Here is a 23,351-nt window from a genome sequence, read left to right as displayed (position 1 = left end):
CTTGAGGACGTGACAAGTCCTCACCCGAGGCTACGGACCGCGCCGGTGCTGTGCGTCCTGGTCTGCCACGACGGCGACCAGTGGCTCAGCACCGCGCTGTCCGCCTTGCGGCGTCAGCGGATTCGCCCCAGGCACGTGATCGCGGTCGACACCGGATCCCACGATCGCACCGCGAAAGTTCTTGCCGAGGCGGAAGATCTGCTGGACGGCGTGCTGACCCTGCCCCGTGGTGCGGGGTTCGGCACCGCCGTGCGTGTCGCGGTGGAACACGCCGTCGAACGATGGGGCGACCCCGGCAAATGGCTGTGGTTGTTGCACGACGACAGCGCGCCCGAACCCGACTGCCTGGCCGCCCTGCTCACCGCGGCCGAGGTGTCGCCCTCCGCTGCCGTGCTGGGTCCGCTGTGCCTCGATTGGGTGGATTCTCGTCTGGTCGTCGAGGCAGGTCTGTCGACGGATTCTTCAGGACATCGACAGACCGGCCTCTCGTCCGCCGAGCATTCGGCGTCGTTCCAGCAGAGCACCGAAGTGCTCGCGGTGTCGTCCGCGGGTTCGTTGATCCGCCGCGAGGTCTGGCACGAGCTGGGCGGCTACGACGAGGCGATGCCGCTCCTGCGCGACGACATCGACTTCGGCTGGCGCGCTAATCGCGCGGGTCATTTGGTCCTGTGCGTACCGGTCGCACGCATGCGACATGCGCGCGCCGCGACTAAAGGCGCACGTCGTTTGGACGCGGCGATGGCTCGTCCGGGCCCATCCTTTCGTGGCGTCGATCGCGCGCACGGCATGCGCACGTTTCTCGTCAACACCTCGGGTTTCTCGTTCCTCATCGGACTGCCACGCCTGCTGTTTCTGTCTTTGCTGCGGGCTTTGGGTTTCCTGTTCCTCCGACGTTTCGCCGACGCGCACGCCGAAGTGGGCGCGGCGCGTTACCTCCTGACACGCGGCAAGTTGCTGCAGGGACGCCGGGCGCGCCGCGGTTCCGCCGTCGTCCGCGGGTTGTTCACCTCGCGACTCACCAGGTTCCGCAACGCCCTGCGCGCCGGTGCCGCGTTCCTGATCCGCCGCCGCGTCGAGGCGGACGCCGCTCTCGGTCGTCTGCCCGCGTCCGACGCTCGTTCGGCCTGGCTCGAACCATCCGAAGTGGACACTCGCCCGGTCGGGCCTGCCGCTCTGCCCGCCGGCGCCGGTCGCGGCCGCCCTCGGGTCGCCGGGTTGCGCCGCCCTCCGGTCGTCGTGCCGGTCGACGCCGCGTTGCCAGGGGCTCTGCGTCCGTCACCGCGGCCCCGGCCTTCGCCAGGCCCGCGCGGGTCGGAGATGGTGTTCGTCGAGGTCGACCAGTCGAGGGTGCTGCGATCACTCGTGCTGGCCCCGCCGGTGCTGCTGGTGCTGGGACTGTCGATCGTCGCGGTGGTGGCCAACTGGTCGCGCCTCGGGCTCGACCTGGCCGGCGGCAGGCTGCTTCCGGTCGGGTCGCTGGGGTCGGTCTGGTCGACCTACCTGGCGTCCTGGCACCCGGTGTTCGGCGGGACCGCGGCTCCGGCTCCCGCCGCACTGGCCGTGCTGGGGCTGATACCGGGCGGGCCTTCGTTCGCGGTCGCGTTGTTGTTGCTCGGAGATATTCCCCTCGCGGCGTTGTCGGCCTACATCGCGTCACGCGGCATGCGCGTGCGACGGTCCGTGCGCGCGGTGGTGGCGGCGTTCTACGGGCTGCTGCCGGTGGCCACTACCGCGGTGGCTGAGGGACGGCTGGACGTTGTCGTCGTCCACGTCGTGACGCCCGTGGTGTTCGCCGGGGTGTACGCGGTGTTGCGCGCGTCGTCCACGCACGCCTGGTTGCCGATGGCCTCTGGGACGGCGATAGGGGTCGCTGTTCTCGGGGCGTTCTCGCCGTTGACCCACGTGGTGGTCATCGTGGGTGCCCTCGGCGGGTTCATCGCGGTGTCGGGCGGGGCGCGGCGGATCGCTGCCCTGTTCGCCATCGTGTTGCTGCCTATGGCGTTGTTGCTGCCTTGGCCGGCGGTGTTGTTGCAACACCCCGAGATGGTGTTGAACGGGCTCGGGGCGGCGTTCTCCTCGCCTCCGCCCAACCTGATCGTGTGCTCTGTGTTCGTGGCGGCGGCGTTCGCTGCCGCTGTGTTGCGGCCCAACGCGGCGATGTTGCCTGGGCTGTTGGTGATCGTGCTGGCGATCGGGGCACTGGCCGCGGTCGCCGCTGTTCAGGCCTGGCCCGGGACGCCGTTGGTCATCCTGGGGTGGGGGCTCGTGTGTGTGGTGCTGGCCGGGTGTCAGCGCGGGGTTCCGCCTGGTGTGGCTGGGCAGGTTTCCGTGCGGCGGGCCGTGTACCTCGTTGGGGTGGTGACGATGGTCAGCCTCGGGGTGGCCGGGGTGCTGGATCTGCGGTCGGGGCCGTTGAAGGCTGATGGTGGGGTTCGGCTTTCGGCCTCATTGACGGCTGAGCTGGAACGGACCGGGCGGTCCGTGTTGATCCTCGGTTCGCCTGTTCGGCAGGTTGCCGGGCGGATGCCGGCGTTCGGGGATGACGATCTGGTGCCCACCGTGTCGTCGCCTGCCCGGTTGCGGCGGTGGAACACGGCGTTGATGGACGGGGCCGGGGCGGCGGTTACCTCGGCTTTGGCTCAGGCTGCTTCGTCCGGGGTTTCGTTCGTGGTGTTGCCGTCGTCGGAGGTGGCTGAGCGGGTTCGGGCTGCTGGTGGGGAACTGGTCTCGGTGGCGCCTCCCGCTTCGGATGGGCGTCCCGTGCTTCGGCTTCGGCTTGCTGCGGATACCGGGGTGCTTCTTGGGCCCGACTTGGCTCGTCGGGCTCGGACCGGTGGGGAGCCGCCTGCTGAGTTGGCGGCTGTGGGGGTGGCGCCCGTGAATGTGTCGCTGCCGGATGTTGCCGTTCGGGTTTCGCCTGGTGGGGAGGGGCGGGTGCTGGTGTTGGCCGCTGAGGACGAGCCTGGGTGGACGGTGTCCGTGGACGGGGTGCGGGTGCCGGTGGTTCGGGCTTGGGGGCATTTGGTGGGGGTGCCGTTGCCTGGGTCTGATGCTGAGGTTCGGGTGGAGATGTCCACGGTTTTGAGGGACTTTTTGTTGTTGGCGCAGGCTGCTGCTGGGTTGTTCACGGTGTTGACCGCGATTCCCAGTCGGCGTCGGGGGTAGGGGTTCCGTACGCGGGTTGGGTGGGGTCGGCTTGCGTTGGGCGGGTCACGTTGCGTGCGATCCGCGACCGGGTGAGTGGTCACCTTGCGTTGGGCCGGGTCGCGTTGCGTACGCGGGTTGCGTTGGTGGTCGCCTTGCGTTGGGCGAGTCACGTTCCGTGCGTGACGCGACCGGGCGGGTGGTCACCTTGCGTTTGGCGAGTCACGTTTTAGGGCGCGGGGCTCCGCCCCGGACCCCGCCAATCTGATCAAAGACCAGCCAGCGCCGCTTGCGGGTTGATGGCACGCCTGGTGCGTTCGGCGGCTGCCAGTTCCGTAGGTGGTGCGGTCCGGGTGGGATCCCGTCCCAAGCCGAGCCGGAGCGGCAGACGATCAGGCACGACTCGTGACGGGACCCCACCCGAAGCGCACGGGACAAGCAGCTCGCCTTCGGCGTCGCCTTGCCTCGGCTTCGCCATCGGTACTGCTCGCCTTCGGCCTCGCCGGGGGCTGTGCTGGTGGGCGTCAGGCGGGTGGTTGTGGGGGAGGCTGTGTGAGCGCGGCCACCACTAGCCCTCGTCGATCACGTCCGGGTCCAGGCCCAGGTAGTTGGCCACCTGTTCCACCAGGACGTCGTGCACCAGGTCGGCCAGGTCGGCGCCGTCCTTGGCGCGGGCTTCCAGGGGGCGGCGGTAAAGAACGATTCGGGCACGGTTGTCGGTGCCTGCGGGCAGTAGGCGGGCCAGAGGGACGTTGCCGTCCTCCACCACGCCGTCTTCGCCTTCGACCTGGACGTCTGGGACGTCGTCCACGGCCACGTCCAGCTGGGTCAGCTCGGTGCGCCAGCGGGCTTCGATCGGTTCGAGAGCCTCGATGACCAGGGCGTCGAAGCGTTCGGCTCGGGAGCGGGCGGCTGGGAGCGTGGCTGGGTACAGAGGGCCGCGCAGTCCTCGGCCGTGCCTGTCTCGGTTGCGCCGACGTGGACTGTCCTGTCGACGTGAACCCCGTGCCATCACCACAACCGAGCAGCCTAGTTGCTGCGAGCGGGGAGCAAACACAGCGTGCCTCACACACAGCCTCGCGTGGACGCGCTATCGTCCCCGATCGTGCGGAGCGTGAGACGGTGCTCGCGAACCGGGTGTGCTAACCCGGCTGTCGCCACGCTCACCTACGCCTATGCGGACTCCACCGCAGTCGTCGGACCGCTCGCCACGTACTCCGAACCGCACAGCTACGACCTGTGCGAGGAGCACGCGTTGCGGCTCACGGCGCCGCGTGGGTGGGAGGTCGTGAGGCATCAGGGTGAGTTCGCGGCGCCCGAGCCGACTGTGGACGACCTGACGGCCCTGGCTGAGGCCGTGCGTGAGGCTGGGCGGGCTGATGTGACCCCGAAGATGCCTGATGTGCCCATCGGCACACAGAGGCGTGGTCACCTGCGGGTATTGCCTGATCCGCACGAGGACTGAGCGACCACACGCATCACTAATCTTCTCGCCGGTAGGCTGCCCTGGCAGTGGCCGTCAAGAGCGAGTTTCGGGAGTGTGCGGCGTGCGTGACCTGTCCGGCATCGTCAAGGCGTACGACATCCGTGGGGTGGTCGGCGAGCAACTGGACGCCGGCTTGGTCCGCGACTTCGGCGCCGCCTTCGCGCGCCTGGTCGGTGGACCGACGATCGTCATCGGTCACGACATGCGCGACTCCTCGCCCGGGCTGTCGCGGGCGTTCGCGGAGGGTGCCCAGGCGCAGGGCGTGAACGTGATCAGCATCGGTCTGGCCAGCACGGACATGCTGTACTTCGCGTCCGGCAAGCTGGACCTGCCCGGTGCCATGTTCACCGCTAGCCACAACCCGGCCCAGTACAACGGCATCAAGCTCTGCCGCGCGGGCGCGAGCCCCGTCGGCCAGGACACCGGTCTCGCGCAGATCCGCCAGGACGCCGAGAACCAGGTCCCGGACGCGGAGGACGTGACGCCCGGCACGTTCGAAGAGCGCAACATGCTCGTGGACTACGCGGCGTACCTGAACCAGCTGGTCGACCTGAAGAGCATCCGTCCGCTGAAGATCGTCGTGGACGCGGGCAACGGCATGGGCGGCTACACGGTGCCGCAGGTCTTCGAGGGCCTGCCCATCGAGGTCATCCCCATGTACTTCGAGCTCGACGGCAGCTTCCCGAACCACGAGGCGAACCCGCTCGACCCCAAGAACATCGTGGATCTTCAGGCCCGCACGAAGGCTGAAGGTGCGGACGCCGGTGTCGCGTTCGACGGCGACGCGGACCGCTGCTTCGTCGTGGACGAGAACGGCGACCCGGTCAGCCCGTCCGCCATCACGGCGCTGGTGGCCGTGCGCGAGCTCGCGAAGGACCCCGGCGGCACGATCATCCACAACCTGATCACCTCGCACGCGGTGCCGGAGATCGTCACCGAGCACGGTGGCAAGCCCGTGCGCACGCGCGTCGGCCACTCGTTCATCAAGGAGGAGATGGCCAAGACCGGCGCCATCTTCGGTGGCGAGCACTCGGCGCACTACTACTTCCGCGACTTCTGGCGTGCGGACACCGGCATGCTGGCCGCGCTGCACGTGCTGGCCGCGCTGGGTGAGCAGGACGGTCCTCTGTCGACGCTGACCGAGGTCTACAACCGCTACGCCGCCTCCGGTGAGATCAACTCCACGGTCGCCGACCAGCAGGGCCGCATCGCCGCCATCAAGGACGCGTACGGTTCGAAGGACGGCGTCACGATCGACGAGCTGGACGGTCTCACCGTCCAGTTGGCAGATGGTTCGTGGTTCAACCTCCGAGCCTCGAACACCGAACCGCTGCTGCGCCTGAACGTCGAAGCCGCCACTCCCGAGGCCGTCGCCGCGCTCAGCGACGAGGTCCTCGCGATCGTGCGGGCCTGAGGAGAGAACACCGTGGCCGTCAAGCTCGAAGAGCAGTTGCTGGAGATCCTCGCCTGCCCGTGCCCCGAGCACGCTCCGCTGCAGCTCGGGACGCCCGAAGACCCGGAGGCCGACTTCCTCACGTGCACCGCGTGCGGTCGTTCGTTCCCGGTTCGCGACGGCATCCCGGTACTGCTGCTGGACGAGGCGGTCGAGCCGCCCTCGGCTGAGTGATCCGGTGCTCGACGACACGCTGCTCGACGACCCGAGCCGCCTCGCCGACGCCGACACCGGTGGCTGGTTGCGCGCTGCCGCACGGGCGGGAGCACAGGTCCGTTCCACCGCTGAGGCCGCGGCCGACGCGGGCGTGGAGCGGATCTTCTCCGAACGCCCGCGCGCGGTCGTGCTGGTCACCAGGCCCGGCCACGCGGTCGCGGTCGCGGGCGTCGTCATGGCGCTGCTCGGCCCCGGCTGCTCGGTGCCGGTCGTGGTGTCCGACGAGGTGCCGCCGTGGGTCGGGGCGCTCGACGTGGTGCTCGCCCACACCGAGGACCCCGGTGACCGGGTGCTCGCCGAGTCGATCGACCGCGCTGCCCGCCGTGGCGCGCGGACTCTGCTGACGGCGCCTGACTCCGGTCCGGTCGCCGCGGCCGCCGCCGGCCAGGCCGTGCTGCTCGCACCTCGCGTCGAGGTGCCGCCGGGTTTCAGCTTCCACCGCGCGCTCGGCGCGTGGCTCGTGGTGCTGAACTCGCTCGGCCTGCTCAAGGTGGACGTCGGCCTCGTCGCCGACGAGCTCGACCGCGAGGCCGAGCGCGACCACCCGATGCACGAGTCGTTCGTGAACCCGGCGAAGTCGCTGGCGCTGCGCGTCGCCGACCGCACGCCGCTGCTGTGGGGCCTCGACGAGGTCGCCACGTCGGTGGGCGTGCACGGCGCGGGTGTGCTGGGGGCGTTCGCCGGTGTCGCGTCCGATGTCGCCGGGTATCCGCAGGCGCTGACCCGTCCGGTGCTGCATCGCCGGGCAGTGCAGGGGACTTCTGGCGCGGACCTGTTCGCCGACCCGGACGACGAACCCGGTAGCGGACTGGTGCGCGTGTTGTTGCTGGCTGTGCGCCAGGGCCCGGTGGCCGATGCTGTGCGGCACGCCGCCGAGGACGCCCTGCCGGGAGCCGACGTCTTGGAGCCGGCCGTCGAGGTGGCGGGAGGCGACGCGGTCAGTGCCGCGCTGCTCGCACTCCGCTTCGAACTGGCCGCGCTGTATCTCGGGCTCGCCGCCGGAACTCTCGGCGGCAACCCGTACTGATTTGGGAGCTGACTTAGAAGTGGACCTGCTGCACAACGCGGTAAGGCCGTACGCGTGGGGCTCGCGCACGGCCATCGCCGAGCTGCTCGGGAAGGAGGTGCCCGCACCCCATCCCGAAGCCGAACTGTGGATGGGCGCCCACCCCGGCGACCCGTCCCGCGTGACCGGCGCGGACGGCGTGCAGCGCTCGTTGCTCGAGCTGCTGTCGGCGGACCCCGGCGGCCAGCTCGGCCCGCGTCTCGCGGACCGGTGGGGAAGCAGGCTTCCGTTCCTGCTCAAGGTGCTCGCCGCCGAGGAAGCCCTGAGCCTGCAGGCACATCCCTCCGCCGCGCAGGCCGCGGAGGGCTTCTCGAAGGAGGAGTCCACCGGTGTGCCGCGCGACGCCGCGGTGCGCAACTACAAGGACCCGGCCGCCAAGCCCGAGCTGATCTGCGCGCTGACCGAGTTCCACGCGCTGGCGGGTTTCCGCGAGCCTTCGCGAACGATCTCGCTGCTGCGCACCCTGGACGCGCCCGCGTTGTCGCCCTACACCGAGATGCTGGTCGCGCAGCCGGACTCGTCGGGCCTGCGTGCCCTGTTCACGATGCTGATCACGCTGCCGCAGACGTCGTTGAGCTCGTTGCTGCCGCAGGTGCTCGACGCGTGCGTGCTGCACGTGAAGGAGCACGGCGAGTTCGACCTGGAATGCCGCACGATCCTGGAGCTCGGCGAGTCCTACCCCGGCGACGCGGGCGTGCTCGCGGCGTTGCTGCTGAACCGCATCGTGCTGCAGCCCGGCGAGGCGATCCACCTGCCCGCCGGCAACCTGCACGCGTACCTGCGCGGCACCGGCATCGAGATCCTGGCGAACTCGGACAACGTCCTGCGCTGCGGCCTCACCCCGAAGCACGTCGACGTGCCCGAGTTGTTGCGTGTGCTGGACTTCACGTGCGGCGACATGCCGGTGTCGACCGGCGAGGAAGTCGCGCCGGGCGTCCGCGTGTACCGCACGCCCGCGCCGGAGTTCGAGCTGTCGCGCCTGGATCTCGTCGACGAGGCCCGGATCAACCACGACGGCCCGCAGATCCTGATCTGCACTGCGGGCGCGGCGGTGCTGACGAACGCCCGCGGCGACGAGATTCGTTTGGGGCGCGGCCAGTCCGTGTGGCTGCCGGCGTCGGACCCAGCGGTAATCGTGCGACCGGATGGTGTTGAATCCGCTCAACTTTTCCGCGCCACGGCCGGGAACGACTAAGGTTCACGACCGGACAAACCAGACTTATTTCTGGCCGGAACGGGCTCAGCGAGGAGACAGGCGTGTCAGCAGGGGGCGGGACCAAGGCCATCATCGCGGCGTTGGCGGCGAACGCGGGTATCGCGGTGGCCAAGTTCATCGGCTTCGCGATCACCGGATCGTCATCGATGCTCGCCGAGGCCGTGCACTCGGTCGCGGACACCTCCAACCAGGGCCTGCTGCTGCTCGGCCAGAAGACGGCCCAGCGCCAGGCCACCAGGCTGCACCCGTTCGGCTACGGCCGCGACCGGTACTTCTGGTCGTTCGTGGTGGCCCTGATGCTGTTCAGCCTCGGCTCGGTCTTCGCGCTGTACGAGGGCATCCACAAGCTGCAGGAACCGGCGCCGCTGGACAGCCCGCTCGTCGCGGTCGCGATCCTCGTCGTGGCGATCGGCCTCGAGACCTACAGCTTCATGACCGCCATCAGCGAGTCGAAGAAGATCAAGGGCAACGTCAGCTGGTGGGGCTTCATCCGTCAGTCCCGCACGCCGGAGCTGCCGGTCGTGCTGCTGGAGGACGCCGGCGCGCTGCTCGGTCTGGTGCTCGCCCTGCTGGGTGTCGGCCTCACGACGCTGACCGGTGACCCGGTGTTCGACGCGCTCGGCACCATCGCCATCGGTGTGCTGCTGGGCATCATCGCGGTGATCCTGATCATCGAGATGAAGTCGCTGCTGATCGGCGAGGGCGCGTCCGACGCCGACCTCGATCTGATCTGCGACGAGCTGGCGGCGGGCAAGGTGCAGCGCGTCATCCACATCAAGACGCAGTACATCGGGCCTGAGGAACTGCTGGTGGCCGCGAAGATCGCGCTGGAGCCGCAGCTGCCGCTGGACGAGGTGGCTCAGGCCATAAACGATGCGGAGGAGCGGGTGCGGAACAAGGTGCCGCACGCTCGCCTCATCTACTTGGAGCCGGATCTGGACCGCTCGACGGTCACCAGCTCCTGACCGTTTCGCTCACGAGGGACCCTTTCGTACGCGAAAGGGTCCCTTCTGCGTTCGGAAGCGAGCTGTAGGGATCTCGCATGCTGGATACCTCTAGGGTGGCCGAATAGGTACATCAAGGAGGTATGCACCGTGCCGGGGAACGGGTTGTGGCGCACCAAGTCGATCGAGCAGTCGATCGCGGACACGGACGAGCCGGAGACCAAGCTCCGCAGAGACCTGAGCGCCTGGGACCTCACGGTCTTCGGCGTCGCGGTCGTGATCGGTGCCGGCATCTTCACTCTCACCGCGAGCACCGCCGGAAACCTGGCGGGGCCGTCGGTCTCCCTGAGCTTCGTGCTGGCGGCGATCGCGTGTGCGCTGGCGGCGCTCTGCTATGCCGAGTTCGCGTCCACGGTGCCGGTGGCGGGCAGCGCGTACACGTTCTCCTACGCGACGTTCGGCGAGTTCGCGGCCTGGATCATCGGCTGGGACCTGGTGCTGGAGTTCGCGGTCGGGTCGGCTGCGGTGGCCAAGGGCTGGTCGGCGTACCTGCAGACGACGCTCGGGCTGGTGGGCGTCGACGTGAAGACGGCGTTCAAGCTCGGCGGGCCGTTCCAGTTCGACTGGGGCGCGATCCTGCTGGTCGGTGTTCTCACCGTGTTGCTGGTGCTGGGCACCAAGTTGTCGTCGCGGGTCAGCGCGGTCATCACGGCCGTCAAGGTCGCGGTGGTGCTGCTGGTGATCGTGCTCGGCATCGGGTACATCAAGGCGGAGAACTACAGTCCGTTCATCCCGCCGGCCGCTGAGGGCAGTGCCGCGCACTCGGGGATCGACCAGTCGTTGTTCTCCCTGATCACCGGTTACTCGGGGAGCACGTACGGCGTGCTCGGCATGCTCGCGGCCGCGTCGATCGTGTTCTTCGCGTTCATCGGGTTCGACGTCGTGGCGACCACGGCGGAGGAGACCAAGAACCCGCAGAAGGCCGTGCCGCGGGGCATTCTCGGTTCGCTCGCGATCGTCACCGTGCTGTACGTGGCCGTGACGCTGGTGATCACCGGCATGGTGCCCTACGAGAAGCTCAAGACCCAGGCCGACGGCACGCGCGCCACGCTCGCCAGCGCGTTCGCGGACAACGGTGTCGGCTGGGCCGCCACGGTCATCTCGGTCGGCGCGCTCGCCGGTCTGACCACGGTGGTGATGGTCCTCATGCTCGGCCAGAGCCGCGTGTTGTTCGCGATGTCGCGTGACGGTCTGCTGCCGCGCGGCCTGGCGAAGACGGGCAGCCACGGCACGCCGACGCGCATCACGATCATCATCGGTGTGCTGGTGGCCGTCGTGGCCGGCTTCTTCAACGCGGGCGTTCTCGAAGAGATGGTGAACGTCGGCACGCTGTTCGCGTTCATCCTGGTCTCGGCGGGGGTGTGGGTGCTGCGCAGGACGCGGCCCGACCTGTCGCGCGGGTTCCGGGTGCCGCTCGTGCCGCTGGTGCCGATCCTCGCGATCCTCGCCTGCCTGTGGCTGATGCTGAACCTGACCGCGCTCACCTGGGTCCGGTTCATCATCTGGATGGCGATCGGTGTCGTCGTCTACTTCTCCTACAGCCGCCGCAACTCGGTGCTCGCCAAGAGGGGCTCCGCGCCGGTCCAGTCGGAACCGGTCGTCAGGCACGGCGAAGAACCAGGCATCTAGACATCGGACCTCTCTTCCTCCAAGCTCATGGTGCCGCCATGAGCTTGGAGGAGGAGTCCGATGCTCCACGCGCTGGTCGCAGCGCTGCTGGCGGTGCTGCCTTTGGCTGGTCCTGGCCCGAATCACGCGGTGGACGACCCGTTCACGTCGCCCCGCACGCAGTGGTTCCAGGACGCCCGCTTCGGCATGTTCATCCACTTCGGCGGCTACTCGCAGCTCGAGGGCGAGTACAAGAGGTCCGACGGCTCCCTCTGTCAGGACGCCGAGTGGATCATGAACAAGTGCAAGGTCCCGACCGCCGACTACGAGCGGCTGGTCAAGTCCTTCAACCCCGCCCAGTTCGACGCCAAGGCCATCGTCGGCACGGCGAAAGCGGCGGGGCAGAAGTACATCGTCATCACGTCGAAGCATCACGACGGTTATGCGATGTGGCCCACGAAGGTCAACAAGTGGAACCTGCGCGACCACTCGGCGTTCGACAAGAAGCGCGACGTGCTCGCCGAGCTCAAGGCCGAGGCCGACAAGCAGGGCATCAAGCTCGGCCTCTACTACTCGATCTGGGACTGGCACGACCCGGACGCGCGGTCGACGCAGAACTTCGCGCGCTACAAGGCCCGCATGCGCGCCCAGCTCACCGAGTTGATCGACAACTACGACCCGGCGCTGCTGTGGTTCGACGGCGACTGGGACACCGACAACCCGCCGAACCCGTGGACCAAGCAGGACGGCGCGGAGCTGGAGACGTTCCTCAAGGCCAAGGACCCGGACCTGCTCATCAACAACCGGATCTCCAAGCGGGCGCCGGGCGTCAAGGAACGCCGTGTCGTCGACGGCGACTTCGGCACGCCCGAGCAGACCTTCCCGTCCGCGCCGATCGACGGCCAGCTCTGGGAGTCCTGCATGACGATCCCCTCGAAGTGGGGATTCGCCAAGTGGGACAAGAACTTCAAGAGCTCGACCACCCTCACCCGCAACCTCGTCGACATCGCCTCGCGCAGCGGCAACTATCTGCTCAACGTCGGCCCGGACAAGCTCGGCCGCATTCCCGCACCTGAGTCGGATCGCTTGCGCGCCATGGGTTCCTGGCTCGCGCAGCACGGTGACGCGGTCTACGGCGCTCAGGCCGCACTGTGGGTCGAGGACCCGTCCTGGGGTGCTGTGTCACGCAAGGGCGACAAGCTCTACCTCAGCGTCTACGACTGGTCGAACTCCTTGCACCTCAAGGTTCTCGAGCAGTTCGAGGTCACGGCAGCGCGCGTCATCGGCAGCCCGCAGGCCGTCACCGTCACGAAGGCGGGCGACGGCTACGACGTGAAACCCAGCGGTGCCAAGACGAACGACGTCGCGACCGTCATCGAGCTGACCGTCCGCGGTGAGCAGGCAGCGCCGACCGGAACCGGGAACGGCCTCAAAGCCCAGTACTTCCCGTCGAACAACTGGACCGGCACGCCCACCGCCGGCACGGACAGGTCGCTCAACTTCGCCTGGCGCTTCGACGGCGGCGACAACTTCTCCGCGCGCTGGACCGGCTTCGTGCAGCCGAGGTTCAGCGACACCTACACGTTCCTCGCGGTCTCCGACGAGATCGCCAAGGTGTGGCTCGACGGCAAGCTCGTGATCGACGCGTCCGCGGCCCACCAGGCCCGCATCGACAAGGGCACGATCGCCTTGCAGGCGGGGAAGAAGTACTCGATCAAGGTCGACTACGCGGAGAAGACCGGCGAGGCCCACTTCAAGCTGCTGTGGACCTCCCCGAACCAAAACCAGCAGGTTGTCCCCGTGGAACAGCTCTACACCAACTAACCTGCGGACTCATGGGAAACGCGCGGTGGCTCTCGGAGGAGGAAGGCAACGCCTGGCACCACTTCGTCCAGGCGTACCACCTCCTCGAGAGGCAGATCGAACAGCAGTTGCAGCGCGATGCGGGCCTCTCGCACGCGCAGTACAACGTGCTGGTCGTGCTGTCCGAACAGCCGGGCAACCGCATGCGCATGACCGAGCTCGCCCGCCGCGTCGTGGTGTCGAAGAGCTCGCTGACCTACCAGATCGGCAAGCTGGAGAAGTCGGGACTCGTGCGGCGCGAACCGCACGAGTCCGACGAGCGCGGCATCCTCGCCGTGCTGACCGACGCGGGCAAGGACCTGCTGCAGTCCGCCGCGCCCGGTCACGTCACCACCGTCCGCGCGTACCTGATCGACCTGTTCACGCCGGAGCAGCTCGCGCAGCTCGGCGGCTTCATGCAGGTCGTGCACGAGAAGGCCGACGACTAGAGGGTCAGCAGGTCGCGTTCTTCGAGGAAGTCGGCGACGTCGTCCGGCCCGTGCCGGGTCACGTCGAACTCGAACACGGGCAGGATCGACTTCGTGGCCAGCTCCCGGAGTTGCTTCTGCTCCTCGATGAACGGCTCCAGCGACGCGTACTGCTTCGGGTTCGCGCTGATCTTCAGCCGCTCCACCCGCGCCTCCTCGAACGTGTCATCCGGCCGGGTGCACAGCACGATCGCGAAGTTGAGCGGCTTCAGCCGTTCCTCCAGCCACCCGAAGTCGAACTCCCGCCCCTGCCGCGCCTGATACGCCATCGTGGACAGGTGGAACCGGTCGACGATCCACGAGTAGTAGCGCTGCAGTTCGAACATCCGCACCCACGTCTCGTAGGTCTCCATCGCGTGCGGCGTCTCTTCCAGCGAGAAGTCGATCAGCCCGCGCCCCCACGGCTCGTTGCTGAACCCGCTCCACTCCGCCGAGATCAACGGCGAGTGGTAGCGGTACTTGCGGTGACCGACGAGACGCGGGTGCTCGTTGAGCGCGTAGGCCAGGTCCGTCTTGCCGGTCAGGCGCGTGCCTTCGAGGATCACCTTGGGCGTGAGCTTCATGGTGGCAAGCTTGCCCCGTGATCCTCTGCCTCGACGTCGGTTCCACCTGGACCAAGGCCGCCCTCATCACCCCCGAAGGCGAGCTCGTCCGGACCGGACAGCATCCGACCACGCCTCCCGAGGTGCTGCGCGGCATCGACGCCCTGCGCGCCCAAGTCGGTGACGGCGAGATCCTGGCGTGCTCGTCGGCCGGCGGAGGGCTCAGGCTCGCGGTCGTGGGCCAGGAACGCGTGGTGAGCGCCGAGGCCGGCTATCGGGTTGCGCTGAGTGCGGGCGCCAAGATCGTGCACGTCAGCGCGGGCCCTGTCGACGTGAAAGCCCTGCGAGCCACCGAACCGGACCTGATCCTGCTGGTCGGCGGCACCGACGGCGGCGATCAGTCCGTCCTGCTGCACAACGCCGCGAAGCTCGCCCGCGTGGCCGTGCCGATCGTGCTCGCGGGCAACGTCGAGGCACAGCCGGAGGCGCAGAGGCTGCTCGCAGCCAGGACCGTCATGGCCTGCCCGAACGTGCTCCCGGACGTCGGTCAGCTCGCGCCCGAACCGGCCCGCAAGGCGATCCGCGCGGCGTTCCTGCAGCACGTGATCGGCGGCAAGGGTCTCTCGCGTGGTCCGAGGTTCCGTCAGCTCGTGCGTGCCGTGACGCCTGACGCGGTGTTGGCGGGTGTATCGAGACTCGCCGCGCAGGACCGTGAGGGTGCCGTGCTGGTGGTGGACGTCGGCGGCGCGACCACGGACGTCTACTCGGCGGTGTCCACGGCGGACAGCGAGGGTCTGGAACGGACGGTCGCGCTGCCACCCGATCGCCGCACGGTCGAGGGAGATCTCGGCATGCGCTGGTCCGCGCCGGGCGTGGTCAAGGAGGCCCACGCGGAACGCCTGACCACCGAGGACCTCACCGAGGAGGCCCGCAAACGTGCCGAGAACGTCGGCTGGCTTCCCGACGACCCGACCGTGGACGTGAAGCTGGCGTCGTTCGCGGCGATCTTGGCCGTACGCCGCCACCTCCGCCAGGTCGACGGCCAGCTCGGACCCCACGGCGCGGGCCTGCTGGTGCTCTCTGGCGGCGTCTTCCGGCACACGCCCGACATCACGCCGGTGGTGGAAACTCTGCGCAGCGACCCAGTCCTCAGGCCGATCCTGCGCACCGCCGAGATCACCGTCGACCGCGACTACGTCCTGGCACCGGTGGGCCTGCTCGCCGAGTCGGGGCGGCTCGAGGCCGCCGACCGACTGGCGAAACGACTGACCTAGGCGGACTCCTCCTCGTCGACGAACTCGAGAAGATCGCCCGGCTGGCACTCCAGCACCCGGCACATGGCTTCCAAGGTGCTGAACCGCACGGCTTTCGCCCGGCCGTTCTTCAGCACCGCGACGTTGGCCGGCGTCAGCCCGACCTTCTCCGCGAACTCGCCGACGCTCATCTTGCGCTTGGCCAGCTCGACGTCGATGCGCACGATGATCGCCATCAGATCACCGACTCCATGTCGGCGCGCAGCGTCGTCGCCCGTTGCAGCAGCGCCCGCATCACGATCATCACGAGCCCGATCACCGAAACCCCCGTCGTGAACAAGAAGAACAACACCAGCACCCCGGGGTCGTCGGCGATGAAGCCGAGGTAGACGAACACACCCACCAGCACCACCCACGCGGCCGCGATCGCCCAGACCATCACGTCGACCCACCTGATCGCGGCGTCGGTGAAGATCAGATCCTTGCGCACCAACGTGAGCAGCTTCCACGTGGCCACGATCACCACCTGCACGCACACCACCCAGAACACCGCGACGATCGTCGACGGCCACCTCATCCAGGCCTGGTCCGGGTTCTGCTCGGCCATGTACCTGTACGAGCCCGGGATCGACAACGTCTCGAGCACGACGAGGATCCCGAACAGCGCGACCAGGAAGAACCGGAGGGCGATCACCGCCCAGCGTTCAGAAATCATGCGATCGAGTATCGGTAGTGATCTATCGAAAGTCAATCGGTAGTGATCGTGTTGCAACAGGTCTCTACAGTGATCGCCGTGGGACTGCGTGAGCGCAAGAAAACAGAGACCCGAGCGGCGCTGTCGGCCGCCGCACTGCGCCTCGCCCTGGAGAAGGGCGCCGACAACGTGCGCGTCGACGAGATCGCCGAGGCGGCGAACGTCTCCCCGCGCACCTACAACAACTACTTCGCGAGCCGCGAGCAGGCGATCGTCGCGGGCATCACGGCCACCCGCGCCCTAGCCGTGGCCTCCGCACTGCGCTCGCGTCCCGCGGGCGAGCCCCTGGTCGAGTCGATCATCACCGCGTTCGCCGAGCAGTACCGCGAACCGCCGTCCGAGGCTCTCGCCCTGATCAACTCGACGCCGGCGCTGCGCGAGGCCTACCTCGACTCCACGGCGTCCATGGAACCGCCGATCGCCGAGGTGATCGCCGAACGACTGGGCAAGGACCCGCTGGGCGCCGAGGTCCTGGCCGCCGCGGTGTCGGCGGCGGCGCGGATCGGCGTGCAGCGGTGGGTGGACCTGCGCCCGTCCGGCCTGGTCGTGGTGCCTGCGACGTCCGTGGAGGACCATCTGCGCGAGGCGATCAGCCACCTCGCGCCTGCGCTTACGTGAGCTCGTCCCGCAGCACGCACATCAGCAGGGCGTCGTGCCACTTGCCGTCGCGGAAGAACGACTGCCGATACCGCCCGTCCACCTGAAATCCGACCTTCTCGTAGGACCGGATGGCACGGGCGTTCTCCTCCACGACGCAGAGCTCGATCGAGTGCAGCCGCATCGTGTCGAACCCGTACCGGCAGACCGTGCGCAGCGCATCGGTGCCGTAGCCGCCGCCCCAATGATCCTTCTCGCCGATGTAGATGTCGGCCTCGGCCCGCGCGTTGATCGGATCCGCGTCCCGCAGCACGACAACGCCGATGAGCTTGCGCTCCTCCAGCGTCTCGATGCAGAACGTCACCCGCTCGTGCGAGTTCTCCTGCCGGTCACCGAACCGCTTGCGCGCGGACGCCAACGACGAGTGGTAGTAGCTGTGCAGCCACCGCATGACCTCTTCGTCGTTGTGCCAGCGGAAGAACGCGTCAGCGTCCTCGGGCTCGACGGGCCGCAGTCGAACAAGGTCTCCGGTCAGCATGTTCAGACCCTCCAACGGGATCGCACAACACCATCGTCATCGGGCAGTGCTGCGGTGAGCAGCGGGTCGTACTCGTGCGCCCACTCCGGCGAACGCGGCCATCGCCGACAGGTAGGCGGCTTCCACCGGGCCGTTGTAGTGCCCTCGTTCGTCACGATGGATCGGGTTGTACTTGGTCACCTCGTAGACGTACGCGAGCATGAACGCAGGCTAGGAGCCTCAGAGAGTGTCCCGCGACCGAGTTTCCGGCCTCCGCGCGAACGGCAACGGCGGCGCCTCCGGTGCGTCCACGTCCAGCAGCCCGGCCGCGATCGCCACCGCCCGATCCCACTCCGGATCCGACGTGTAGTCCGAGTGCGCCGACACCCCGGACCGCCACCGCCGCCCGGGAAACGGCCCCCGCTGCGGATCCGGCAACCAGTGATCGCCCCCGAGAACCAGCGCCCCGGTAGGCCCGCGCAACGCAGGCGCGAGAGCACCCTCGGACCCGTCCGCCCGGTACCCGACCCCGAGCAGCATCCCGTCGAACACCTGCCGACGCCACGTCGTCACCGCGCCGCCCAACGGATCCGTGCCCCGGCACAACGCCCGCCAGCGCCCGTCCAGCCCACCGGCCAGCCGAGCCAGCGACGCGTGCGGCACCACGGCCGGGAACGCCCGCGGATACGCCCACTGCAGCTGCGACCCGGCCGTCAGCAGCCCGATCCGCTCGCGGTCGTGCGCCGGCAGGTCCTCCAGCAACCGGGCGGCTGCGACGGCGACGAGCAGCGAGCCCTGGGAGTGTCCACAGAGGACCACACGTGTGCCGGGATCGCGCAGGTGGTCCTGCACCCGGGAAACCAGCTCCGGCACGACCTTCAGGGCGTAACAGGGCGGCACGATCGGATGCGCCTCGCGCGGCCAGAACTGCGCCACGTCCGCGATGATCCCCAGCCGCCGCCCGGACTCCGGCTGCCGCGCCGCCAGGTACACCGCCCGCAGCAACGACACGGCCAGCAAACCGAGCACGCCCACGCCGAACGCCGAGAGCGGCACCATCCAGTCGTGTGGCGGCACGTTCCGCACCCGCAGCAAGGTCGCCAGCACGGCGCCCACGACCAGCACCGACGCGATGATCAGGATCAGGTGGTGACCGTGGTTGCGTTCCCAGCGAGCCCACCACCACGCGCGCGTCGCGGTGCGGAGGTCACGCATGCGGCCCGAGTGCAGCAAAGAGGCCTCGCGCGCCCACACCTTGCCCTTGCGGAACGCCCGCCACCGCACCGCGCCGGTGAACGAAGCCACCGCGAACGTGCTCAGCAGCGCCAAAGCACCGGCCACACCCCACAAAAGGGTGATGTAGGAGTACCCGACGGGCAGTTGAAGCGCATCGCTCAGAGCCTTGCGCACCGGCAACGCGATCCCGGCACCGAACCCGCCACCCAGGAGCCCGGCGATCGCCAGCACCGGCGCCGCGAACCACCCACCGGCCCAGGGCCGCAGCTCACGCGGCAACGAAGCCCAGGACTTGCGAGCCAGCAGAGCGGCCGGCACCAGCAACAACCCGAACAGCACCAGCACGAACGCCATCAGCAACGCCACGATCTGCACGGTCACGTCCGCCCCTGGCACCTGCGTCGGCAACTGCTCCTGCAGCCCCAGCGTCGTCAGCACGAGAAGCGCCGACAACACCATCAACGCCCGCCGAGGCTTCCGGCCCAGAGCTGCCCGCAACCACCGTCCACCGCGATGAGGAGCACCACCGGTCGGATCGTCGAGCAGCAGCACACCGAGCACCGACAGCCCGATGAACACCATCGCGACAACCCACGCCACGGTGATGGCCACGCCCATCGACCCTGACGCCGTGAGCTGCTTCAACGGCCCGCCCAGCGCGATCAGCGAGACCACCGCCAACGCCGTGACGACGTGCAGCGACCGCAACGCCGGCGTGTCCGGGTCGGTGGCGACGTGCGCGCCCGGCAGTCCGGAGGCGGGCTGTTTCTCCTGGTCCTCCGCCTCGGCGATCTCACGGCGCTCGATCCGCCACTCGACGTGCGAGATGCGGCGCATCACCGAGATCAGCACGACGACTGGCAGAAGTCCCAGAAACGTGCGGAACCAGGGGAACACTCGCATTTCGGCCGGGATGCTGGTCAGACACTCGGCACCAGGCCGCAGACACTGGGCGGCGAGCAGGTCGAGGCTCACGATCGAGACCTGCGCGACCAGCAGCGCTGTCAGGAGCAGCGCGAACACCCGCAGCAACGACCGCAGACCGAGTCCGAGCAGGTGAGCGGGCAGGTTCTGCTCGGGAACGGGAGGCAGCATCCAGTGCGCGACGTTCGCGATGCTGAACGGGAAGAGCAGCGCCCACGTGGCCTTGGCCACACCTCCGGACGTCATGCCACCCCAGAGATACCCCTCAACCACGCGGGGCACGGGGCGGCCCTCGGTCTGCAGCACCGGACCCGGCGCGGGCCTGCGGAGTCTGTCCGCCGGGCGCACGATCCGCCCGAGTCCGTCTCCCGCAACGTCCACGGCCGCGACGGCGTCGACCAGCGTCTGCGGCGTCGTGCCCTGCACGCCGTGCACCCGCAGCTCGACGACACGCGTGTCCGGGCCCGCGATCAACACCCGAGACCTCCCTCACCCGAAGTAGGGGTCATAGTGGTGCATCGGCGGGCGGTATGGTCGGACGACACCCTCTCTGAAGTGCCTATGGAGGACTTCGCAATGACTGCGGACCGCTTGCAGACCCGCAACGGGATCGACTTCGCCGTCGCCGATCTCTCGCTCCACGAGTTCGGCCGCAAGGAGATCCGCCTGGCCGAGCACGAGATGCCCGGCCTGATGGCGTTCCGTCGCGAGTACTCCGGGGTGTACCCGCTCAAGGGTGCGCGCGTCTCGGGCTCGCTGCACATGACCATCCAGACCGCCGTGCTCATCGAGACGCTGGTCGACCTGGGTGCCGAGGTGCGCTGGGCTTCCTGCAACATCTTCTCGACCCAGGACCACGCGGCCGCGGCCGTCGTCGTCGGCCCGTACGGCACGGAGGAGGAGCCCAAGGGCATCCCGTGCTTCGCGTGGAAGGGCGAGACGCTCGAGGAGTACTGGTGGACGGCCGAGCAGATGCTCACGTGGCCGGACGGCAAGGGCCCGAACATGATCCTGGACGACGGCGGCGACGCGACGCTGCTGGTCCACAAGGGCGTGCAGTACGAGGCGGCCGGTGTCGTCCCGAACGCGGAGGACGACGACGCCGAGGAGTGGAAGATCATCCTCGAGACGCTGCGCGCGTCGGTCGCGGCGGACGGCAAGAAGTGGACGAACATCGCGGCCGGCATCCGCGGCGTCACCGAGGAGACCACGACGGGCGTCATGCGCCTGTACCAGCTGGCCGCCGCCGGTGAGCTGCTGTTCCCGGCGATCAACGTCAACGACGCCGTGACGAAGTCGAAGTTCGACAACCGCTACGGCATCCGCCACTCGCTGATCGACGGCATCAACCGCGGCACCGACGTCCTGATCGGCGGCAAGGTCGCGGTCGTCTGCGGCTACGGCGACGTCGGCAAGGGCGCGGCGGAGTCCCTGCGCGGCCAGGGCGCCCGCATCGTGGTGACCGAGATCGACCCGATCTGCGCCCTGCAGGCCGCCATGGACGGCTACGACGTCCAGCGCCTCGAGGACGTCCTCGACAAGGCCGACATCATCATCACCACGACGGGCAACAAGGACGTCGTGACGGTCGAGCACATGGCCAACATGAAGCACCAGGCGATCGTCGGCAACATCGGCCACTTCGACAACGAGCTCGACATGGCCGGCCTCGCCCGCTACCCCGGCGTGCGCCGCAACAACATCAAGCCGCAGGTCGACGAGTGGGTCTTCCCCAGCGGCAAGAGCATCATCGTGCTGTCCGAGGGCCGCCTGCTCAACCTCGGCAACGCGACGGGCCACCCGTCGTTCGTCATGTCGAACTCCTTCTCCAACCAGGTGATCGCGCAGGTCGAGCTGTTCACCAAGCACGAGGAGTACGACAACGAGGTCTACCGCCTGCCCAAGGTGCTGGACGAGAAGGTCGCCCGCATCCACCTGGAGGCGCTCGGCGGCCAGCTCACCAAGCTGACCAAGGAGCAGGCCGAGTACATCGACGTCGACGTCGAGGGCCCGTACAAGTCGGACCACTACCGCTACTGAGCCGGTTTTTCAGGGGTCTCCCGCGCGCGTCGCGGGGGACCCCTGTTTCATGTCCGCGTGGGATTCTTCGGCACTTACGCCTACGAGCACGGCCAGTGGAAGACGCTGTCTGAGGGCGAGCTGCCGCCGCTGGCGGAGCCGTCGCTGTGGATCGACATCCACGACAGCGACATCACCTCGGTCGTCTACGCGCCCGCTGGTCCGGGCACCGGCGTCGCCTACCTCGGCCTGACGCCGCGCACCTACTTCGAGAACCCCAACGCGTCCGACCCCACCGACGTCCTTCGCGAGGCGGCGGGGCTGGCAGCGTGGTGGGCGCTGCAGAACTCGGGCGACGTCACCGCCAAGCAGGCAGACCTGCTCGGCTACCTGGCCTCCGACGAGAATCCTGACGACTTCTCGCTGGAAGACGAACAGGACGTCGAGGACGTCGACGTGTTCGTCGAGCTCAAGACGGCGCAGTTCCTGGAGGCGCTGGACCTGCCGCTGCCTACCGAGCTTCGATGAACCCCTGCCAGGCCTCGACGCTGAACTTCAGCTCGGGGCCGACGGCGTTCTTCGAGTCACGCACGCGCACGACCTGGGCAAACGCCACCTCGACACACGCGGTCCCTTCCGAGCCGCCGCTGTAGCTGCTCTTACGCCAGGTGCAGTCTCCGGCCACTGAGGTCCTCCCGCGATCGACTGGCGAGATCCGCCACCATCAACCGCGATTGTTCCTCATCGAGCGCGTTCCTATCCAGGACCGCGAAGATCGCCTTGCAGTGCCTGATTCCTGCGAGATCCTGCACGAACACCTGGGCGAGGTCCGACTCCGTGTAGGCCACACTGCCGCGCTTCTCGTACTCCCACAGCTGGTACTCGGCGTTGAGGGCACCTGCCGCACCAACTGATTCAGGCACGACCCGGATGACATGAGTGCGGAAGAGCAGCCGCTTGAGCTGTTCTTCCATGACCTTGTCACTGCCGACTTTGAGCCGCAGAGCGTACTCATGAACGTAGAAGGTGGCCGTGGGGCGATTGGGCCGCAGCAGGATCGCTTGCCGTTCCATGCGGAAACGAACCTCCCGCTCGATGACCTCCGGCGCAGTCGTGCCGCGGGCCTGGAACAGAGCGCACGCGTAGTCCTTCGTCTGCGCTAGGCCAGGCAGGGACGTCATGCTGAAGCTGGTGATCTTGTCGGCGCTCGACTCGGCCATCGTCACCGTGCGCAAGTTCGTCGGCACTTGCACGAAGTAGGGATCGAACGCTGAGCGGTAGCGGTCGAGGAAGTCCTCGATGAACGACTGCGGGCGCCCGCATCGGCCCAGGTACTGGACGATGTCGATCTCGCTCGCCCGCACCTTGCCGTGCTCGATGTTCGAGACCTTGCCGGGGTCCCAGCCGAGCATCCGGGCGATCTTCCGCCCTCGGAACGTCGTGAAGCGCTCCCGCACCTGGCGCAGCTCGTCGCCCAGGTCACGGCTGTACGGAGTGGACGGATCGCCGTTCATGGAACTCGACGTTAGGTGATGGAGGAAAAACAACACCGTGCCCAAACGGGTGGACTTACGCTGCCACCGTGAACGAGTTCGGCTTCACGACGGAAAGGCACGAGGTCTGGGGTGAGGACGCGGTCGTGCCGCTGATCGACGGCACGCCCCTCGTCGAGTGGGTCGACATCTTCGAGACGCTCGAGGACATGCGGCCCGCCGGTGAGATGTACGGCGGTTTCCTCAAGTCCGAGCTGGGGGACAAGCCGTTCCGGCCCGGCGGGGACGTCCTGGTGCTCGGCTGTTCGTGCGGCCACGCGGACTGCTGGCCGCTCTACGCGCGCATCACCGCCGACGAGCACACGGTCGTCTGGGACGAGTTCCGCCATCCACGCCGCAAAGATCGCGATTACAGCGGCTTCGGGCCGTATCGGTTCGACCGCGCGCAGTACGGGAAAGTGGTCGCGGAACTCGGTTGACGTGCGGGTTTTAC

At 68.3% G+C, this 23,351-nt stretch carries 24 protein-coding genes; 15 read left to right on the top strand and 9 right to left on the bottom strand.

Annotation, left to right across the window (positions count from 1 at the left end):
- Positions 1-9: 9 nt before the first annotated feature.
- Positions 10-3,165 carry a glycosyltransferase family 2 protein gene (locus ABZ345_RS21230; protein ID WP_359851161.1) on the top strand — a complete coding sequence of 1,052 codons (3,156 nt, stop codon included), beginning with the start codon at positions 10-12 and terminating at the stop codon, positions 3,163-3,165.
- 547 nt (positions 3,166-3,712) lie between these two features.
- Here the strand turns inward: ABZ345_RS21230 and ABZ345_RS21225 are convergent.
- Positions 3,713-4,156, bottom strand: a complete 444-nt coding sequence (locus ABZ345_RS21225; protein WP_359851409.1) for a metallopeptidase family protein — start codon at positions 4,154-4,156, stop codon at positions 3,713-3,715.
- A 93-nt stretch (positions 4,157-4,249) separates the two neighbouring features.
- Here ABZ345_RS21225 and ABZ345_RS21220 point away from each other — a divergent pair, with 93 nt between their 5' ends.
- From ABZ345_RS21220 to ABZ345_RS21180, 9 genes are all read left to right on the top strand, one after another.
- A complete protein-coding gene (locus ABZ345_RS21220) occupies positions 4,250-4,609 on the top strand; it encodes a DUF3499 domain-containing protein (RefSeq protein ID WP_359851158.1) in 360 nt (119 codons plus the stop codon).
- Positions 4,610-4,691: 82 nt separating this feature from the next.
- Positions 4,692-6,044, top strand: coding sequence for a phosphomannomutase/phosphoglucomutase (locus ABZ345_RS21215; protein WP_359851155.1), 1,353 nt, complete (start codon positions 4,692-4,694; stop codon positions 6,042-6,044).
- A 12-nt stretch (positions 6,045-6,056) separates the two neighbouring features.
- Complete coding sequence (locus ABZ345_RS21210) at positions 6,057-6,257, top strand: Trm112 family protein (protein ID WP_359851153.1); 201 nt, start codon at positions 6,057-6,059, stop codon at positions 6,255-6,257.
- Positions 6,258-6,261: 4 nt separating this feature from the next.
- Positions 6,262-7,326 carry a hypothetical protein gene (locus ABZ345_RS21205; RefSeq protein WP_359851150.1) on the top strand — a complete coding sequence of 355 codons (1,065 nt, stop codon included), beginning with the start codon at positions 6,262-6,264 and terminating at the stop codon, positions 7,324-7,326.
- Between the two features lie 19 nt (positions 7,327-7,345).
- Positions 7,346-8,560 carry a mannose-6-phosphate isomerase, class I gene (gene manA, locus ABZ345_RS21200; RefSeq protein WP_359851147.1) on the top strand — a complete coding sequence of 405 codons (1,215 nt, stop codon included), beginning with the start codon at positions 7,346-7,348 and terminating at the stop codon, positions 8,558-8,560.
- A 62-nt stretch (positions 8,561-8,622) separates the two neighbouring features.
- Positions 8,623-9,546, top strand: coding sequence for a cation diffusion facilitator family transporter (locus ABZ345_RS21195; protein ID WP_359851144.1), 924 nt, complete (start codon positions 8,623-8,625; stop codon positions 9,544-9,546).
- Positions 9,547-9,675: 129 nt separating this feature from the next.
- Positions 9,676-11,214, top strand: coding sequence for an amino acid permease (locus ABZ345_RS21190; protein WP_359851141.1), 1,539 nt, complete (start codon positions 9,676-9,678; stop codon positions 11,212-11,214).
- Positions 11,215-11,274: 60 nt separating this feature from the next.
- A complete protein-coding gene (locus ABZ345_RS21185) occupies positions 11,275-13,017 on the top strand; it encodes an alpha-L-fucosidase (RefSeq protein ID WP_359851138.1) in 1,743 nt (580 codons plus the stop codon).
- Positions 13,018-13,028: 11 nt separating this feature from the next.
- Positions 13,029-13,484, top strand: coding sequence for a MarR family transcriptional regulator (locus ABZ345_RS21180; RefSeq protein ID WP_359851135.1), 456 nt, complete (start codon positions 13,029-13,031; stop codon positions 13,482-13,484).
- Here ABZ345_RS21180 and ABZ345_RS21175 read toward each other — a convergent pair.
- A complete protein-coding gene (locus tag ABZ345_RS21175) occupies positions 13,481-14,086 on the bottom strand; it encodes a hypothetical protein (protein WP_359851132.1) in 606 nt (201 codons plus the stop codon). The genes ABZ345_RS21180 and ABZ345_RS21175 overlap by 4 nt on opposite strands.
- Positions 14,087-14,103: 17 nt before the next feature.
- Between ABZ345_RS21175 and ABZ345_RS21170 the strand changes: the two genes are divergently transcribed.
- Positions 14,104-15,339, top strand: a complete 1,236-nt coding sequence (locus ABZ345_RS21170) for a glutamate mutase L (protein WP_359851129.1) — start codon at positions 14,104-14,106, stop codon at positions 15,337-15,339.
- On the opposite strand, the gene ABZ345_RS21165 is transcribed toward ABZ345_RS21170, so the two are convergent.
- Both ABZ345_RS21165 and ABZ345_RS21160 read right to left on the bottom strand, forming a co-directional pair.
- Positions 15,336-15,554, bottom strand: coding sequence for a helix-turn-helix transcriptional regulator (locus tag ABZ345_RS21165; protein ID WP_045318418.1), 219 nt, complete (start codon positions 15,552-15,554; stop codon positions 15,336-15,338). The two genes, ABZ345_RS21170 and ABZ345_RS21165, sit on opposite strands and share 4 nt — an antisense overlap.
- Positions 15,554-16,033: a DUF2975 domain-containing protein gene (locus tag ABZ345_RS21160; RefSeq protein WP_359851125.1), complete on the bottom strand. Its 480-nt coding sequence runs from the start codon at positions 16,031-16,033 to the stop codon at positions 15,554-15,556. The genes ABZ345_RS21165 and ABZ345_RS21160 overlap by 1 nt, the downstream gene beginning before the upstream one ends.
- 78 nt (positions 16,034-16,111) lie before the next feature.
- Between ABZ345_RS21160 and ABZ345_RS21155 the strand changes: the two genes are divergently transcribed.
- Entirely contained in the window at positions 16,112-16,690 is a 579-nt protein-coding gene (locus tag ABZ345_RS21155; RefSeq protein ID WP_359851122.1) for a TetR family transcriptional regulator, read from the top strand.
- On the opposite strand, the gene ABZ345_RS21150 is transcribed toward ABZ345_RS21155, so the two are convergent.
- The 3 genes from ABZ345_RS21150 to ABZ345_RS21140 are packed head-to-tail and all read right to left on the bottom strand — an operon-like array spanning position 16,683 to position 19,823.
- On the bottom strand, positions 16,683-17,207 hold the full coding sequence (locus ABZ345_RS21150) for a GNAT family protein (protein ID WP_359851119.1): 525 nt from the start codon (positions 17,205-17,207) through the stop codon (positions 16,683-16,685). The genes ABZ345_RS21155 and ABZ345_RS21150 overlap by 8 nt on opposite strands.
- Before the next feature lie 36 nt (positions 17,208-17,243).
- A complete protein-coding gene (locus tag ABZ345_RS21145) occupies positions 17,244-17,408 on the bottom strand; it encodes a hypothetical protein (protein ID WP_359851117.1) in 165 nt (54 codons plus the stop codon).
- A gap of 18 nt (positions 17,409-17,426) precedes the next feature.
- The gene (locus ABZ345_RS21140) at positions 17,427-19,823 is read right to left on the bottom strand and encodes a hypothetical protein (RefSeq protein ID WP_359851114.1); all 2,397 of its coding nucleotides are present in this window, start codon (positions 19,821-19,823) and stop codon (positions 17,427-17,429) included.
- Positions 19,824-19,922: 99 nt separating this feature from the next.
- On the opposite strand from ABZ345_RS21140, the gene ahcY reads away from it, so the two are divergent.
- Both ahcY and ABZ345_RS21130 read left to right on the top strand, forming a co-directional pair.
- Positions 19,923-21,386: an adenosylhomocysteinase gene (ahcY, locus tag ABZ345_RS21135; protein ID WP_359851111.1), complete on the top strand. Its 1,464-nt coding sequence runs from the start codon at positions 19,923-19,925 to the stop codon at positions 21,384-21,386.
- Positions 21,387-21,443: 57 nt separating this feature from the next.
- Complete coding sequence (locus ABZ345_RS21130; RefSeq protein ID WP_359851108.1) at positions 21,444-21,893, top strand: hypothetical protein; 450 nt, start codon at positions 21,444-21,446, stop codon at positions 21,891-21,893.
- Here ABZ345_RS21130 and ABZ345_RS21125 read toward each other — a convergent pair.
- Positions 21,877-22,050: a DUF397 domain-containing protein gene (locus tag ABZ345_RS21125; protein ID WP_359851105.1), complete on the bottom strand. Its 174-nt coding sequence runs from the start codon at positions 22,048-22,050 to the stop codon at positions 21,877-21,879. The two genes, ABZ345_RS21130 and ABZ345_RS21125, sit on opposite strands and share 17 nt — an antisense overlap.
- Complete coding sequence (locus ABZ345_RS21120) at positions 22,025-22,879, bottom strand: DUF5753 domain-containing protein (protein WP_359851102.1); 855 nt, start codon at positions 22,877-22,879, stop codon at positions 22,025-22,027. The genes ABZ345_RS21125 and ABZ345_RS21120 overlap by 26 nt, the downstream gene beginning before the upstream one ends.
- Before the next feature lie 68 nt (positions 22,880-22,947).
- On the opposite strand from ABZ345_RS21120, the gene ABZ345_RS21115 reads away from it, so the two are divergent.
- Positions 22,948-23,337, top strand: coding sequence for a hypothetical protein (locus tag ABZ345_RS21115; protein ID WP_359851099.1), 390 nt, complete (start codon positions 22,948-22,950; stop codon positions 23,335-23,337).
- The last annotated feature ends 14 nt before the right edge of the window (positions 23,338-23,351 follow it).

Source organism: Lentzea sp. NPDC005914 (assembly GCF_040629405.1).
Lineage (GTDB): Bacteria > Actinomycetota > Actinomycetes > Mycobacteriales > Pseudonocardiaceae > Lentzea.
This window is presented reverse-complemented; position numbering and strand designations above follow the sequence as displayed.